General features: G+C 67.2%; 9 protein-coding genes. 4 read left to right on the top strand and 5 right to left on the bottom strand.

Annotated elements, in window-relative coordinates; all coding sequences use genetic code 11:
• The first annotated feature begins 19 nt into the window (after positions 1 to 19).
• The 3 genes from QCE64_RS14375 to QCE64_RS14365 all read left to right on the top strand — a co-directional run bounded on the left by QCE64_RS14375 (position 20) and on the right by QCE64_RS14365 (position 2053).
• Complete coding sequence (locus QCE64_RS14375) at positions 20 to 1036, top strand: sensor domain-containing diguanylate cyclase (protein ID WP_310004451.1); 1017 nt, start codon at positions 20 to 22, stop codon at positions 1034 to 1036.
• A gap of 7 nt (positions 1037 to 1043) precedes the next feature.
• Entirely contained in the window at positions 1044 to 1658 is a 615-nt protein-coding gene (locus QCE64_RS14370; RefSeq protein WP_310004449.1) for an HAD family hydrolase, read from the top strand.
• A 191-nt stretch (positions 1659 to 1849) separates the two neighbouring features.
• Positions 1850 to 2053, top strand: coding sequence for a hypothetical protein (locus QCE64_RS14365; protein WP_309920766.1), 204 nt, complete (start codon positions 1850 to 1852; stop codon positions 2051 to 2053).
• A gap of 30 nt (positions 2054 to 2083) precedes the next feature.
• Here QCE64_RS14365 and QCE64_RS14360 read toward each other — a convergent pair whose 3' ends face one another.
• Positions 2084 to 3391 carry an MFS transporter gene (locus tag QCE64_RS14360; protein WP_309920763.1) on the bottom strand — a complete coding sequence of 436 codons (1308 nt, stop codon included), beginning with the start codon at positions 3389 to 3391 and terminating at the stop codon, positions 2084 to 2086.
• 274 nt (positions 3392 to 3665) lie between these two features.
• Positions 3666 to 4589 (bottom strand): LysR family transcriptional regulator, encoded by a 924-nt coding sequence (locus tag QCE64_RS14355; RefSeq protein WP_309920759.1) that lies wholly within the window; start codon positions 4587 to 4589, stop codon positions 3666 to 3668.
• A gap of 125 nt (positions 4590 to 4714) precedes the next feature.
• On the opposite strand from QCE64_RS14355, the gene QCE64_RS14350 reads away from it, so the two are divergent.
• Positions 4715 to 5425: an SDR family oxidoreductase gene (locus QCE64_RS14350; protein ID WP_310004447.1), complete on the top strand. Its 711-nt coding sequence runs from the start codon at positions 4715 to 4717 to the stop codon at positions 5423 to 5425.
• Between the two features lie 12 nt (positions 5426 to 5437).
• Here the strand turns inward: QCE64_RS14350 and QCE64_RS14345 are convergent, their stop codons facing one another.
• Genes QCE64_RS14345 through QCE64_RS14335 form a run of 3 tightly spaced genes read right to left on the bottom strand, consistent with a single transcriptional unit; the run spans position 5438 to position 16427 of the window.
• Positions 5438 to 7921 carry a penicillin acylase family protein gene (locus tag QCE64_RS14345; RefSeq protein WP_310004445.1) on the bottom strand — a complete coding sequence of 828 codons (2484 nt, stop codon included), beginning with the start codon at positions 7919 to 7921 and terminating at the stop codon, positions 5438 to 5440.
• Positions 7922 to 7967: 46 nt separating this feature from the next.
• On the bottom strand, positions 7968 to 9614 hold the full coding sequence (locus QCE64_RS14340) for a cyclic peptide export ABC transporter (protein WP_310004441.1): 1647 nt from the start codon (positions 9612 to 9614) through the stop codon (positions 7968 to 7970).
• Positions 9615 to 9662: 48 nt separating this feature from the next.
• Entirely contained in the window at positions 9663 to 16427 is a 6765-nt protein-coding gene (locus QCE64_RS14335) for a non-ribosomal peptide synthetase (protein WP_310005774.1), read from the bottom strand.
• Between the last annotated feature and the right edge of the window lie 7 nt (positions 16428 to 16434).

Here is a 16434-nt window from a genome sequence, read left to right as displayed (position 1 = left end):
AGACTCGCGGACAGGATCCATGGAATCGATGCTTGAGCGGCTGTCGGAAACGGTGGCCGCGGCAGAAAGTCTCGAACAACTCACCCGGCCACTCCTCGAAATGCTCGAGATCGTCACCGGTCTGGAGTCTGTCTACCTGACGTCCATCGATGAGGCCGCCGGCATCCAGACCGTCGACTTCGCGCGCAACTCCGGCGATCTCGACATCAGCGAAGGCCTCGAAGTGCCGTGGTCGGACACATTGTGCCGGCGCTGCATCGACGAAGGACGCCGCTTCACCTCCAATGTGAGCGAGATCTGGGGCGATTCCCAGGCGGCGAAGGCGCTCGGCATCGAGACCTACGCCAGCGCGCCGGTCTGCGGCAGCAATGGCGCGGTCATCGGCACGCTGTGCGCCGCGAGCCGCCGCAGCAAGGCGATCGGTCCGCGCGCGCGCAGTGCGCTCAACCTGTTCTCGAAGATCATCGCCCAGCACGTGGAACGTGAACGCCTGATGGGCGAACTGCGCCGTTCCAACGAATATCTGACACGCTTCGCGCTGACGGACGCGCTCACCGGACTGCCCAATCGCCGCGCCATGCAGGACGAACTCGGGCGGCTGCTCGCGCGCGCGGCCCGCGACGGCTCGTATGTGCTCGTCGGCATGATCGATCTCGACGACTTCAAGAAGATCAACGACGAGTTCGGCCATGCCGCGGGCGACAGCCATCTGAAGCAGTGCGCCAACCTGGTGTCCGGCGTCACGCGCGACACGGACATGCTCGCGCGCATCGGCGGCGACGAGTTCGCCTTCGTCGGTCCAGGCGCTCTCGATGCGGACGAAGCGCATCGCATCGCCGAAGACATCCGCGCGCGCATCATGGAAGCGGGCAACGGTACGAGCGCATACGGCGAACACGCCGGGTTGAGTGTCGGCGTGGTCGCCGTGCGTTTCGTGACCGCGGATCAGGCCATCGCGCTCGCCGATACCGCCATGTACGAAGACAAGCGTGAACGCAAGCGCCGCCGCCGCGAAGCCCAGGCGACGCAGGAGTAACGCGGTCATGACCATCAAGGCCGTGGTCTTCGATGCATTCGGCACGCTGTGCGAGATCGGCGACCCGCGACGGCCTTATGCGCGGCTCTTACGGCTCGCGCAGCCGCAACCGGACCGGCTCGAAGCGCGCGCGCAGCTGATGAGCGCTCCATTGTCGCTGCGTGATGCAGCCACAGCACTGAATGTCGGGCTCGACCGTATCGATGCGCTGGAGCGCGACCTCCAGGCGGAACTCGCGAGCATCCGTCTCTATCCCGAAGTGCCGCGCGTGCTGCGGGCCTTGCGCGCGCAGGGTTATGCGCTGGCTGTCGCGTCGAACCTGGCGCTTCCCTATGCGGCGCCGTTGCAGGCGCTGTTGCCCTTCCCCCTCGATGCGCATGCATGGTCGTTCGAAGTCGGCCATGTCAAGCCCGACCCGCGCCTGTTCGACTTCGTCTGCCGCACGCTCGACGTGCGCCCGAACGAGGCATTGATGATCGGCGACACCTATGCGGACGACTATCTCGGCGCGACCCGCAGCGGGCTCGCGGCGCTGCATCTCGACCGTGGCGCCCAGCCGCGCGCCGGTTCCATCCGAAGCCTCGACGCGGTGCTCGAACACCTCGCCATCCCGCTCGACTGAAAACGCCACACTGTTGGCGCGCCGCTGACCGGAAGACGGCGAATGGTGGTTGCCGGCCCACACGACCGCGTGCTTCATGCACGGAGAGCACGGCGAGCACGGCCCGCGCGAATGGCATAACAAATGCATCGGCTCCTGCAAGCGACCGGCCGCCCATGTGTTCTCTTTTCAACCTTGCCAGGAGCGCAACCATGAACCTATTGACCATCAGCGACATTCCCGTCGCCGTCGATCTCGACAGCCAGCAGATGAAGGACATCCACGGCGGCCGCATGAAGCTGCCCGGACAACAGCCCAAGGGCGCGATTCTCGTCTCGCCCGACGGCGAGCCGGTCTCCGTGTACGTCGACGGCTCGCTGCAGAACTCGGTCAGCGACGGCTTCTATCACCTGTGAGATCGAAGCCGGATGGTGCGCCGTCCGGCTTCACACCTGCTCGCGATCCAGACGTGCTTCTGGCGCACGCGTCTCGACCGGCGCGGCGTGCTCACTCGCCGCCTCATGCAGGTTGCTGCCGCTCGTTTCCGGAAGGAACACGGCCGCGATGAACGCGACGCCATACGCGCACAGCGCGCACGTCCCCATTGCAGTACCGAGCGGCAGGTTCGCGGCAAGCAGCCCGACCGTGGCCGGCACGACCGATCCGAACCCACGCCCGCCGCCCAGACAGAATCCCTGACCGCTCGCGCGGATGGTGGTCGGGAACAGTTCGGCGAAGGTCGGCAGCATGCCCGACGCCAGCGCGCCCTGAAACGCACCGAGGAAGAAGCTGAGAATGACGGTCACGCCGGCGCCGATCGGCGCGAGCAGATAGATGGCCACGTTGATGGCCTGCAGGACGAGGAAGGTCATGAACGCGGGCCGCCGGCCCAGCCGGTCCGAGAGCAGCCCGTACAGCAGCGGACCGACCAGCGACCCCAGGATATTGCACGCCAGATACCCCGCACTCGATCCGACCGACAGATGCAGCGCGGTGCGCAGGTACGTGGGCAGCCAGGTGATCATCACATACGCGCCGCCGAAGATGCCGGTCGCCATGATGACGGCGGCCAGCGTGCGGCGCAGATGGCGGGTCGCGAAGATTTCCCAGAACGGGCTGGCGGAGACGCCGTTGGCGCGGGCCACCTTGGCTTCCGCATAGACGCCCGATTCGGGCACCAGCCGGCGGATGAAGAACACGAGGATGGCGGGCACCACGCCGAGCGCGAAGAACACGCGCCAGCCGAACTGCTCGGGAAACAGTGACGCGATGACCGGCAGCAACGCCACCGACAACGCATAGCCCAGCGCATAACCGCTCTGCACGGCAGCGGCGACCCGGCCGCGCAGCACGGGACGGATCACTTCGCTGATGAGCACGCCGCCGACCGCCGCTTCACCGCCGTAGCCCAGGCCTTGCAGGAAGCGGATGCCGAACAGCACCGGGAAGGTGCTGGCGAAGGCTGCCGCGATGGTCGTGATGGCCACCCAGACGATGGTGAATTGCAGGATGCGCACGCGTCCGATCTTGTCGGCGAGAATACCCGCGCCCCAGCCGCCGATCGCGGTGCCGATCAGCGCCGCCGTGGCCAGATAGCCCACTTGAGGATGCGTGAGCCCGAGGGTGGCGATGAGCGCGGGGATGACCAGCGAGAAAATGCTCGAATCCATCGAATCGAGACCGAATCCGGCGAAACACGCCCAGAACGTTCGCCGCTCGACCGGCTTGAGGCTTGAGTACCAACCCAGACGCATGCTTCCCTCTTGATCTTGCTTGCAAACGGCGGACGTTAGCCAGATCGGGGATCGTAAGCAGGCTAGGGTTTACCCATGGCAAAGAGCGCAGCGGCAAGCAGCGGCACAGGGGTGTGCCGCTGTTCGACGGCATGAGAAGGGATTCCGGCATCGCACCAGGGCCCGGAGCGATGTCCTTTTTGCAGCGTCGTCCGATAAACAAAACTGATGGCATTGGCTGCACATCGGAAGCGGGAAGCGGGAACGACACGATCCCGCGCAACCGTCTACGCGATCACTCGTCGAGCGCGTCGCGGCAAACGGAAATGAAGATGTCGCGCAGCCACTTGTGCGCGGGTTCGCGGTCCATCCTGGGGTGCCACATGGCGGAGACCACGATCTCCGGCGCAAGCACCGGCAGTTCGAAAGCGACGAGGCCCTCCGCAAGCGCGGCCGCACCGGGCAAGCGTCCGCGCATCAGGCTGCGCGGCACTTGCGCGAGCACATCCGAGTCGCGGGCGATCCGTAACGCATCGGGAAAACCGGGCACGACGGCCACGATGGACCGCCTGAGCCCGAATTCGGCCAGCGCCCGGTCGATAGGGCCTTCGAAGTCGGCCTTGCGCGAAGCAACGACATGCTGGCAGGCAGCGTATGCCGCGGGCGTGACGGGATCCCGCAGCAACGGATGGCCGATACGCGCCACGCCGACGAAGCGATCCCGGAAGATCGACCGGGTCCGGACTTCGGGTGCGGATTGCCCGAGCACTCCGATCTCGAGATCGACCTGCCCTTCGCGCAGCGACACCGCGTCCTTCACCACGCGGGGAACGAAACGAAGCCGCACGCGCGGCGCCTCCCGCGCGACCGTGGTCACCAGCGCCGCGGCAAGCAGTGCGATGAAGCCTTCGTTCGCCCGCACGACGAAGGTCCGCGCAAGCGTGGCGGGATCGACCTCGGTGGCCTGCGGGCCAAGCAATGTCCGGGCATCCCGGGCGACATCGCGCACCCGGTCCTGCATCGCCATGGCGCGCGGCGTCGGCACCAGTCCGTTGCCCGCGCGCACCAGCAAGGGATCTCCGGTCATCGATCGGAGGCGGGCAAGCGTACGGCTCATCGCGGAAGCGCTCAGGCCGAGGCGCCGCGCCGCAGCCGTCACGCTGCATTCGTCGAGCAAGGCATCGAGCGCCGGAAGAAGATTCAGGTCGATATCGGTCATGACTGCGTTCGGTGGATTGCACGGCCGGCGTGGCGCGGCGTGCAACACCATTGTGCACGCCACGCGTCTGGCGCACGACGGCAGCGGCGCCGATACTGGACGCATCCTCACCACCGGAAACACTCATGAGCGATGCAAAATCCCCACGACCCTCGATCCTGCTGATCGGCGCCTCGCGCGGCCTGGGCCATGCAATGGCGGAGGAATTCGTGAAGCGCGGCTGGAACGTCGTCGGCACGGTGCGCGGCCATGCCAGAACGGCACTGCACGCCCTCGCGGATGATCACCCGGAGAACGTGACCATCGAATCCGTCGACATCACGGATCCGGACCAGTTGGCCGCGCTGCGCGATCGGCTGGCCCCACGACGTTTCGATGCGCTCTTCGTGAATGCGGGCACCGCCAACGAGCAGCACGAAGATACGATTGCGGAGATCACGACGGAAGAGTTCATCAGGGTCATGGTCACGAACGCGCTCAGTCCCATGCGCGCCGTTGAAACCCTCGAGCCGCTCGTCGAGGAAGGCGGCTTGATCGGCGTCATGTCCTCGGGACAGGGCAGCGTGGCGGGCAATGAGAAAGGCGGGCGTGAGCTCTATAGAGGTTCGAAGGCCGCGCTGAACATGTTCATGCGCAGCTATGCCGCCCGGCAAGCGAACAGCCAACGCTCATTGCTCCTGATGGCGCCCGGCTGGATTCGCACGGACCTGGGCGGACCGGACGCGCCATTCACGATGGCCGACGCCATTCCCGACGTGGTCAGCGTGATCATCGATGCGCAGGGGAAGCCGGGGCTGCGCTATGTCGATCGCAACGGCAAGACGGTTGCGTGGTGACGGCGGCAGGTCTCACCGCGCCGCCGTCCGCGCCCCCGTCAGCACCGTCTTCGTCACATCGGGAATCGCGTCCAGCGCCTGCTCGCTGAACGGGAAGCGGGTCCAGGTCTTCTGCGCATAGACGCGTGTGGTCGCGCGATACCACGGCGACGCCGGATCTTCGGATACACCGGTCGTCAGCATCGTGTCCGCCTGCGGACCGTCCGCACCGAAGCTCACGACCTGCATATAGCTGTTGCCATGGGCATCGCTGTCCAGCGACTCACCGGTCTTGTTGAGCGGCTGCATCGCGCACGCCACCGTGAAATAGCCTTGCAGATCACAGCCGCCGTACAGCGGAATGCGCCGGGCTCCGTCGCTGATGTAATGCATCTCGCCGCGCGTCGCGTCGACGGCAAAGCCATTCGCACGCAACGCGAGCACCGCGCCGCCGAGCGCATCGCCAAGCGCCCGCACCGTCGCGGGATTCGACGTGTCGAGGCCATCGGGCGTGGTGAGCGGATGCGCGGCATCGAAGGGCGTCGTGTAATGCTGGAGCGCCGGCATCGACGCGGCGCGCTGCCAGAACGCATCCCACAGATTCGCGCCGCGCGCATTCACATTCGCCGTGCCATCCCATTGCCGCAGCGCCGCGCAGGCAGCGCGAATATCCACCTCCTGCGCCTGATCCGGCTTCGCCGGGTCCGCCGTCACGCGCACGATGGCCGTCTTGCAGACCGCATCGGTCACGGGCTTCAGGAACAACTGCGCGGACATCGACGTACTGGCCAGCACCGTCCGCTCCAGCGCCGCGCGATCGACCCCGCCGGGTGCAGACATGGCCTGCGCGGCGATGCCATGTCCCAGGCGGGTGCGCAGGGACTGCACCGTGCCCGTTTGCCCGAGCACTTGTGCGTAGCCCGTCAGCGGTGCGTGCGGATTCGTCAGCCAGTAGCTGCCGTTGAAGTTGCCGACATAGTCCGCGCGCCGCAACTCAGGCATCGATGCAACCGGCATGCGGCCCGTGCGCACTGCGCCGGACAGCTTTTGCGCCGTCCAGTCGCACGCCGCGCGCGAACCGTCGAGGAACGGCACGCCGGGCAGGCGCGCATCCACCGCGCGGCCCGCAGGCGTCGTGCAGGCGTTGGCAAGCGCATCCGTCACGCCCGGCACGGCGCCGATATCCGCGAACCAGACATCGGCGCTACCGCGCCCGATGGCGAACGTGTTGACCCATGGCATCGATGCCGCGTGCTTCTGCGTCGCGATGAAATCGTCGAGCGAGCTGGCCTGATTCCATTGCAGGAAGTTGGAGAAGGTGCCGGGGTTGTCGGCGTTGACATCGGCGAGTGCGAACGCATGCTCGCCGTTCCACGCCAGCGCCGGCGACAGCGACGACAGATCCGCCACCGGCCCGAAGCGCGTCCGGTACAGCGTGCGCGTGACGGGCGCGAGCGCGCCGGTCTTCATGTCGCGCACCTGCACGGTGACGGGCACGGCGCGCATCGCTTCATCGCGGCCTTCGTAGCGATAGTGCGTCGGCGCGCCCGGCACGAGCGACAACTGGAAGATGCCGAAGCGCCGCGCGCTCGACACCGTATGCGTCCACGCAATGTTCTCGTTGAAGCCGATCATCACCATCGGCACGCCGAGGAACGCCGCACCCGCCGCATCCATCTGCTGCGGAATGCGCAGCTGCATCTGATAGAACCGGTCCGGACCTTGCCAGAACCAGTGCGGATTGCCGAACAGCAGACTCTGGCCGTCCTTGGTGCTGGCCGCACCGAACGCCAGCGCATTGCTGCCGATGCCGGCCTGCCCGCCTATTGCGAGTCCATTGGCGCTGGCGAGCGTCGCTACCTCGCCGCCCGTCGCTGCTGCACCCGCAGCCCCCGGCGGCTGCGCCCGCGCGATGCCGCGCAGGAACGGCATCGTGCCGCCCGCCAGATTCGCGGCGATGAAACGTCGATACAGATCGTCGGTATCGATATGCGTGACCCAGCGCGCGCCCGCACAGCTTGCATGCGCGCCCGGAAAGTGTCCCGCATGAAGCTCGTCGATATAGCGGTTGTAGCCATCCGCATAGCCCGCGACGAGCGCACGTTCGCGCGGCGGCTGGGCATCGCGGAAACGCGTCACCGCGTCATGATCGATCACCGAGCGGAAGAAGAAATCGGCATCGAGATTGGCGGGCCGGCCGAAGGTCGATGGCCCCGGCGGATGCCCTTCCGCGCCGAAGTTCGCCGACCGCTCGCCGCGCCAGGTGACGAAGGCATCGGACAGCGTGCACAGCGCATCCTGCGCCTGCGCGAAGCCGACGCCATAGCCGAGGCTGCCCCAGTCGGCGGCATCGATATGCGGCACGCCGTCCGGGGTCCGCTTGATCGTCACGTCGTAGGCCGCGCCGGATGCTTGTTCCGCCGGCGTATGACACCCCGACACCAGCACCAGCAGCACGGCGCCGCCACACATTGCCGCCAGCTTCCGGGCGGTCTTCGAAATACTCAGCACAGGCATGTTCGCGTTACGTGGTTCTTTGCAGCACTGCGGGGAAATGTGGGGTTCAGGCGGCCGCGTCGAGCGAATGCTGCGCGAGCTCGCGTCCGTCGCCTGTCGCGGCGATCTGGCCGTAATCCAGCTTGATATAGCGGTCCGCCAGCGAGAAATAGCGGTCGTCGTGCGTGATGACCAGCACGGTCTTGCCGCGCGCCTTCAGGTCGGGCAACAGCCGCCGGTAGAACACGTCCTTGAAGGCCGGATCCTGATCCGCGGCCCATTCATCGAACACATAGAACGGACGGTCTTCCAGATACGCCACCAGCAGCGCAAGACGCTTGCGCTGGCCCTGCGAGAGATCCGTGGTCGAGAACCGGCCGTCGCGGATCGTCACCTTGTGCTCCAGATGCAGCAGTTCGAGCAGCTCCTGCGCCTGCGCGTCGAGTCCGTCGATGGCAAAGCCATGCAGTTCGTCGAACAGGAAGAAGTCGTTGAACACCACCGAGAAATGCTGCCGATAGCGCTCGCGGTCCGCCTCGTTCACCGGCCGGCCGTTCAGTTCCACCGTGCCGGTCTCCGGCGCATACAGGCCCACGATCAGCTTGGCCAGCGTGGTCTTGCCGCTGCCGTTGCCGCCGATCAGATACACCAGCTCACCCGGCTTGAACGCGAGGTTCGCGGGACCGAGCTTGAACACTTCGTTCTCTTTCTCGCGGAAATAGCTGTGCGTGATGTTGTTGAGCGCAATGCTCTCGAACGCGGTTGCCGCTTCCGAGGGCTCGACGTTTTCCTTCGGCAGGTCGCGGTTCACCTTGTCGATGCGTTCCAGCGCGACCTTCGCCGAACTGAGCGACGGAATGGACGACAGCAGGCCTTCAATCGGCATGATCATGTACAGGAACACGACCGCATAGCCGGACAGCACGTGCACGTCCACCGCATGAAAGCGCGTCAGCACGAACAGCACGCAGCCGATGAACGCCAGCAGGATCATGCTGCCCCAGCTGGCCGCCGCCGTGTACAGCACATAGCCGCGCGTACGCTGCACGCGCACGGCTTCCACATTCGCGGCGATGGCGTCATCGACGAACGCGGTCCTGCGGCGGCGATGCAGCTTCAGTTCCTTGGCGCCGTCGAAGAGCGCGCGGAAATGCTTGACGAGATCGTCCTCGCGATTGCGCGAGCTGCGCAGATGGAACATCGCGCGCGTGTTGGCCAGATGGAAACCGAGCGAGCCGATCACCACCGTGACCACCGCGAACACCAGCACCTGCCACGACAGAAAGCCGAGATAAGCCAGGCAGCCGATCACGATGGAGCCGTTCATCGCGAGCGAGGGCAGGCTCAGGAAGAACACGACGATGGTGTCCAGGTCCGAAGTCAGCACCGTCAGCGCGCTGGATGCGCCTTGCCGTTCGAGGTTCTGGTACGAGGCCTCGGTGACGCTGTGAATGGTCCGCATGCGCAATGCGGCCTTGGTGTTCTGGCCGAGCTGCACGAAGGCGGTCTGCGACAGCGTGCGCGTGACGAGCACCGCGAGCGCCAGCAGCAGGAACTGCCAGCCCAGCGTGGGCAGCCGTTCGGGCGTGGCGCCGAGCGCCTGGTTGATGATGGCCACGAGACCCGCATTCGCGAAGCCGCCGACGACGCTGATGATCAGCGCCAGCAGCAGGATCCAGCGCGACTGTCGGATCAAATTCAGGAGCAGGGACATGTCGATCCTCAAAAACTTGTTATCTGTTCGGTGTTCACGTGCGCACCGTCACAACTGCGCAAGGATATCGCGCATTGCGCCGGCCATCGCCGCGTCATCGGCAACGGAGTGTTTCAGCGCGTCCAGCGCGGCCGCGAGTTCATGCAGCGGCTGATTGCGCATCAGGTCGGCGAGCGGCGCGTCGATGCCGAGCTTCGCCCGCAGCGCGGACTGCACCTGCATCGCCGCGAGCGAATGGCCGCCCAGTTCGAAGAAGCGGTCGGAGCGGCGCACCGGCGATACGTCCAGCACGCCCGACCAGACTTCGGCCAGTGCGGTTTCCATCTCGCCTTCGGGCGGATCGGCCAACGCAGCCGACGACGACACGCCCGGCGCAGGCAGCGCATGCCGGTCTATCTTGCCATTCGGGTTGAGCGGCATGCGGTCGAGCACCGTCACGGCGGCGGGCACCATGTAGTCCGGCAGGCTCGCGGCAAGCTGGTCGCGCAGTTGCCGCCCATCGAGCGTCGCGCCCGCCGCCGCCACCGCGTACGCCAGCACGCGCACGCCGGTGGGACCATCGCGGGTGATGACCACCGCTTCCCGCACGTTCGGCTGCTGCGCGAGCAGTGCTTCGATCTCGCCCAGTTCGACGCGAAAGCCCCGCACCTTCACCTGATGGTCCGTGCGACCGAGATAGGCGAGCGTGCCGTCCTCGTTCCAGCGGACCACGTCGCCGGTGCGATACAGCCGTGCGCCCGGCGTGCGCGCATGCGGATCGGCGATGAAGCGGGTCGCGGTGAGTCCCGAGCGCCCGAGATAGCCGCGTGCAAGCAGCGCCCCGCCGATACACAATTCGCCCGCCGCGCCCATCGGCACCAGATTGAGTTGCGCATCGAGCACGCGCAGCGTGCGTCCGTCGAGGGGCGTGCCGAGCGGAATCTGCGCGGGTAAGGATGCGTCGTTGCGCACGTAAGGCGTACAGTCGAACAAGGTTGCCGTCACGACTGCTTCGCTCGGACCATAGGTATTCGCCAGCGCCACATGCTCGAGACCCGCCGCGCGCCATGCCCGCACGCCATCGGCGGGCATGGCTTCACCGCCCGCATGCACGCGCCGCAGCGTGCCACAGCGCGCACGCACTGCGTGCGCGCCGCGTTCGGCAAAGTCCTGTGCAAGCGCGTTCCAGTACGCCGTGGTCAGGTCGGCGACGGTGATGCGCTGCTGCGCCACCTGTTCGAGGAAGCGCTCGCTGCTCCATAGCTCCGGTCCGCGCAGGATCAGCGTCGCGCCGGCGGCGAGCGTCGGAAAGACCTGTTCGACGAAGCCGTCGAAGTTGAAGGTCGAGAATTGCAGCACGCGGTCCCGCGACGTGATGCCGAACATGCCGATCGACACGTCCGTATGACGCGCCAGCCCGTCGTGCGTGATGCCGACGCCCTTCGGCCTGCCGGTCGAGCCTGATGTGTAGACCACATAGGCGAGGTGCGAAGGCACGATTGCAGCGGGCGCTGTTGAAGGCGTTGCACCGTCCTCCGTCATGCGATGCACGTCCAGTGTCCTGACGCCGAGGCGCGCGAGCGCATCGACCGGCACATCCGAGGTCTCTTCCGTGGGCGCGGTCAGCGCGACCGCAATGCCGCTGTCCTCGATCATGAACGCGAGACGCTCCGCCGGATACGACGGATCGAGCGGCACATAAGCACCGCCCGCCTTCAGCACGCCGAGGATCGCGACGATCATCGTCAGCGAGCGCTCGAGCAGCACGCCCACGCGCGCTTCGGGTCCGACACCCGCCGCGCGCAGATGACGCGCGACGCGTTCTGCGCGGCGGTCGAGCGTGCCGTAGTCGATCGATTCGTCATCGAGCACCAGCGCCTGCGCATCCGGCGTGCGCGCGGCCTGTTGCGCGATGCGCAGATGCACGGGCGCGGACGCTGCGACATCGGGCGCGCTGCCCCAGCCTTCCAGTTGCGCGCGCTCGCCGGGGGCCAGCATGTCGAGCGCTCCGAGCGGTGCATCCGGCGCGGCGATGAACGCATCGAGCAGCGCCGACAGATGCGCTGCCATGCGGGCGATCTGCGTGGCATCGAAGATATCGCTCGCGTAGTCGAAGTCGATGCGCAGCGCTTCCTCGCCCGCCCTGCCTTGCGTGACCGACAGCGTCAGCGGATAACTCGTGCGGTCCTCGTTGCGCAAGCCGGAGAACTGCAACTCGCGCGCGCCGGAAGCATGCAGGATGTCATCGACCGGATAGTTCTCGAACACGACGATGCTGTCGAACAGCGCCTGTCCGCCTTCGATGCGCGCCCAGCGCTGGATGTCGTAGAGCGCGACGTGTTCGTGCTCGCGCGCCGCGACGCCCTGCCGCTGCACGCGTTCGAGCCACGCCGAGACGCTCGTCGCGGGATCCGGCGCGCCGATCACCGGAATGGTGTTGATGAACAGGCCGAGCGTGCGGTCCGCGCCCGCGAGCGCTTCCGGACGGCCCGCGACGGTCGCGCCGAAGCTCACCGCGCGCTGCCCCGTATAACGTTGCAGCAGCACGAGCCACGCGGCCTGCACCAGCGTATTCGGCGTCACGCGGCGGGACTTCGCAAAGCGGCCGAGCGACGCGGCACGCGCGGCGTCCCACGTCAGCGCATGCGTGCCGTATGAAGCGGCGCTCGCTGCATCGGCGCGTGACGGTGCGGGCAATGCATGGCTCAGCAGCGTCGGGCCTTCGAGTGCGCCGAGTTGCTCGCGCCACCAGGTCTCGCCGACAGCCTGCGGCCGCTGGCCCAGCCACGCGATGAAGTCCCGATAGCGTCCCGGCACGCCGGTAGCCGGTCGTCCCTCATAAGTCGCCAGCACTTCGGCGAGCAACTGCGCGGCGCTCCAGCCATCGAGCAGCGCGTGATGGAACGTCCACACGAAATGATGTCGATCCACGTCCGTGCGCAGCACGTCCACCCGCCACAACGGCGCGCGCGCCAGATCGAAACCCTGCGTCACGCGCGCGGCGGCGAAACGGTCGAGACGCGCATCGAGTGTCGATGCTTCTTCGTTACGCCAGTCCTCGGTGAAGAACGGCGTCGCGATGCTGCGCGCCACCCATTGACGCGGGGCATCGTCGAAGGAGAGAAAACCGGTACGCAAGGTGTCGTGACGCGCGGCAACGGCAGTCCATGCCGCTTCGAAACGCGCGCCATCCAGCCGGCCGATATCCACGCGCAACTGGTTCACATAGGCGCCCGGCTGCTGTCCGAGCAGGCTGTGGAACACGATGCCCGTCTGCATCGGCGCGAGCGGATACAGGTCCGCGACGTCGGCGGCACGCACGGGCAACGCATCGAGACGCGCCTGGTCGATGCCCGCAAGCGGCACATCGGAAGGCGTCAGCCCGGATGCGCCGCTTTCGCAGTGCGCCAGTACGGCCAGCAGTTCGCGCTGCAGCGCGTCGGCGAGCGTCGTCAGCGTGGCTGCGTCGTAGCGGTCGCCGCGCGGATGCAGCAGCGTGAGCGACAGTGCGCCCCGATGAACCTGCGCCGAAATTTCGAGCGCATGCGTCGCGCGATTCAGTTCGCTCGACGTGCGCCCGCTCGCCTCCGTGGCGAGTTGCCAGCCTTGGCCGGGGTCGTCGTCGTCGAACTGGCCGAGATAGTTGAACAGCACCTCCGCGTGACCGATGCCCGCCAGCGCCGCGCGGCTCGACGGCGTACCGAGATACTTGAGCAGATTGAAGCTCAGGCCGCGATGCGGCACCGCGCGGCGCGCTTCCTTCACGCGCTTGAGCGCCGCGCCGGGCTCGCCGGTCGGCGCGAGTTCGAACGGATACACGCTCGTCAGCCAGCCGACCGTGCGGCTCAGATCGGCGTGGCCGGAGAGCGGCTCGCGTCCGTGACCTTCGAGGTCGATACGCAACGCCGCGCTGTCGGAGAACGCGCACAACGCGCGGCCCGTGGCGAGCAGCAGCAGATCGACGAGTTGCGTCCGATAAGCCGCCGATGCGTCCTGTTGCATACGCCGCGTCGTCGCGCGATCGAACTGCACGACGGCGCGCTGCGGCACGCCAGATGCGTGCGGCATGCCCGGCGGCAAGGCCGCGCGCACTTCGGCGAGGCGTTGCCAGTGCGTGAGGTCGCGCTCGACGTCCGGTGTGCGCGCCGCTTCGTGCAGCTGGCGTGCGAAAGCCTGACACGAGGTCGTGCGTTCGGGCAGCGTTGCCGCTTCGCCGCGCACGCGTTGAGCGTGAACACGTTGCAGGTCGTCGATGAGAATGCGCCATGACACGGTATCGACCACCAGATGATGGATCGCGATGAACAGCCGCCACGTGCCGTCTTCGATGCCGAGCGCGATCGCGCGAAGCAGCGGGCCGTGCTCGATGTCGAGGCTGGCCTGCGCCGCGTCGCAATGCTTCCCGATCTCCGCGAGCGCCACGTTTTCAATGACGTCGAGGGACGGCGCGGCTTCATCCTCCGTGGCATAGCGTTGACGCCAGCCCGAATCGCACGGCTCGAAGCGCACGCGCAGGCTGTCGTGATGCGCGACCACCGCGCTCAGCGCGTCTTGCAGCGCGCCGGTATCCAGCGCGCGGCCCACGTCGAGCAGCACGGCCTGATTGAAGTGATCGCGCGCCGCGAATGCTTCGCTGAAGAACCACGCCTGGATCGGCAGCAAGGGAACAGGCGCGCTCGTGTCCACAGTCGAATCCGGCAGCGCGGCTTCGGCGGGCGACGCACCGAGCGGCGTGACGACGCTCGCCAGTTGCGCGATGGTCTGCTGCTCGAAGATCTGTCGTGCGCTGAGGCCGAGGCCCGCGCGACGCGCACGCGCGACGATCTGCAAGCCCATGATCGAATCGCCGCCCAACTCGAAGAAGTTCTCGTGACGTCCGATGCCCTCGCGCCGCAACAACTGCGACCAGATTCCGGCGAGCGTGATTTCGGTATCGCCCTGAGGCGCTTCGGAGAGTGGCGCCGCGACGATCTCCGGCGCAGGCAGCGCGCGCCGGTCGATCTTGCCGTTCGGCGTCAACGGCAACGCATCCAGCACGGTCAGCCAGGAGGGCACCATGTAGTCGGGCAGCGTGGCGCCGAGCGCCGCGCGCAGGGCGGCCGGGTCGAGTGGCTGTCCCGCTGCTGCCGTGACATACGCTGCAAGACGTCTGGACGCCGTGCCGTCGGCTGCATCCAGCGCGACGACGACCGCCTCGGCGACACCGTCCTGCATGCGCAGCCGCGCCTCGATCTCGCCGGGTTCGATCCGGAAGCCGCGCACCTTCACCTGCTCGTCGAGGCGGCCCAGATATTCGAGCTGACCATCGGCGCGCCAGCGCACCAGATCGCCGGTGCAGTAGAGGCGCGCGCCGGGCGTGTCGGAAAACGGGTCCGGCACGAAGCGCGCCGCGCTCATGCCGGGCTGGCCAAGATAGCCGCGCGCCAGCGCCGCGCCGCCGATATGCAGTTCGCCCGGCACGCCAGGCGGCACCGGGTTCTTGCGCGCATCCAGCACCCAGGCGCTGCGTGCGCCGACGGGCTGGCCGATCGGCGCATAGGCGCTGTCGAACGCGGGCTCATCGGCTTGCCAGACGGTCGGCGTGATGACCGTTTCCGACGGACCGTAGGCGTTGAAGACGCGCTGCGGCGCGAGCCGTTCGCGCACGGCATCGAAGCCCGCGCGCGACCACGCCTCGCCGCCGACGATGCAGGTCCGCACGCTCACCGCGCCCGCCGCCGTTTCGCGCGCGAAGGCATCGATATAGGCCGGCGGCACGTTGAGCGAGGTGACGCCGTGCGCGCGGATCTCATCGACCAGCCGCCCGGCCGACCACACTTCGTCGTCGCGCATCAGGACCGAAGCGCCGTGCGTGAGCGGCACCCAGAGCTCTTCGGCGGCGACGTCGAAACTGATCGACGCGAAATGCAGGCAGCAATCCGACGCGTCATAGCCGAACAGTTCGCCGATCGCCCGGCAGTGCGACGCCAGCGCGCCATGCGCCACCGCGACGCCCTTCGGACGGCCCGTCGTGCCCGATGTGTACACGACATATGCAAGATTGTCAGGATGCAGGGCGGGCGCGGGATCGGTGTCGGGTTCGCCGGACAGGTCGAGCGTGTCGAGGTTCAGCACGGGCACGCTACAGGCGTCGCGCATGTGCGCTTCCGACGCATCGTCGACGAGCAGCAGCGCGATGGCGCTGTCGTTTGCCATGTGCGTGAGGCGCGCGGGCGGGTACGCCGGGTCGAGCGGCACATACGCGCCGCCCGCCTTCAGGATGCCGAGCATCGCGGCCGTCAGGCCGGCGGTCCGCGACATGGCCAGGCCGACACGCACTTCGGGACCGACACCCTCGCGCATCAGACGCGCCGCCAGACGGTTCGCGCGACGATCGAGTTCGGCATAGGTCATCCGGCCGTCGATGCCGGTGACGGCGAGCGCGTCCGGTGTGGCCTGTGCGCCGGCGGCGATGCGTCGGTGAACGAAGTCGTCGGCTTCTTGTGCTTGAGTGGAGCCGCTGCCCCATTCGCGCAGTTGCCGCCATTGCGCCGCATCGAGCAAGGCAATTTCACCGATGCGCTGCGCCGGGTCATCCGTCAGCGCTCGCAACACGTTCGCGTAATGCGCGCCGAGCCGCTCGATGCTCGCGGCATCGAACAGTTCGTCGGCGTAGATGAACTCGGCCTCCAGCGTGCCGTCCGTCGATTCGATGATGTTCAGCGTCAGTTCGAACAACGCCGCTTCGTCCGGCAGGGCGTAGGGCTCGATGCTCAGGCCCGGGAGTTGTTCCAGCACGCGCCAGTCGCTGCGCTGATGGTTGAACATCACCTGGAACAGCGGCGTGTGGCTCAGGCTGCGT

The organism is Caballeronia sp. LZ043, assembly GCF_031451075.1.
In the GTDB taxonomy this organism is placed as follows: Bacteria; Pseudomonadota; Gammaproteobacteria; order Burkholderiales; family Burkholderiaceae; genus Caballeronia.
This window is presented reverse-complemented; position numbering and strand designations above follow the sequence as displayed.

Coding starts and splice junctions, on each gene's coding strand:
- QCE64_RS14340 (WP_310004441.1), bottom strand. CDS start 9,614: ATGTCCCTGCTCCTGAATTTGATCCGACAGTCGCGCTGGATCCTGCTG.
- QCE64_RS14360 (WP_309920763.1), bottom strand. CDS start 3,391: ATGCGTCTGGGTTGGTACTCAAGCCTCAAGCCGGTCGAGCGGCGAACG.
- QCE64_RS14370 (WP_310004449.1), top strand. CDS start 1,044: ATGACCATCAAGGCCGTGGTCTTCGATGCATTCGGCACGCTGTGCGAG.
- QCE64_RS14350 (WP_310004447.1), top strand. CDS start 4,715: ATGAGCGATGCAAAATCCCCACGACCCTCGATCCTGCTGATCGGCGCC.
- QCE64_RS14375 (WP_310004451.1), top strand. CDS start 20: ATGGAATCGATGCTTGAGCGGCTGTCGGAAACGGTGGCCGCGGCAGAA.
- QCE64_RS14345 (WP_310004445.1), bottom strand. CDS start 7,921: ATGCCTGTGCTGAGTATTTCGAAGACCGCCCGGAAGCTGGCGGCAATG.
- QCE64_RS14365 (WP_309920766.1), top strand. CDS start 1,850: ATGAACCTATTGACCATCAGCGACATTCCCGTCGCCGTCGATCTCGAC.
- QCE64_RS14355 (WP_309920759.1), bottom strand. CDS start 4,589: ATGACCGATATCGACCTGAATCTTCTTCCGGCGCTCGATGCCTTGCTC.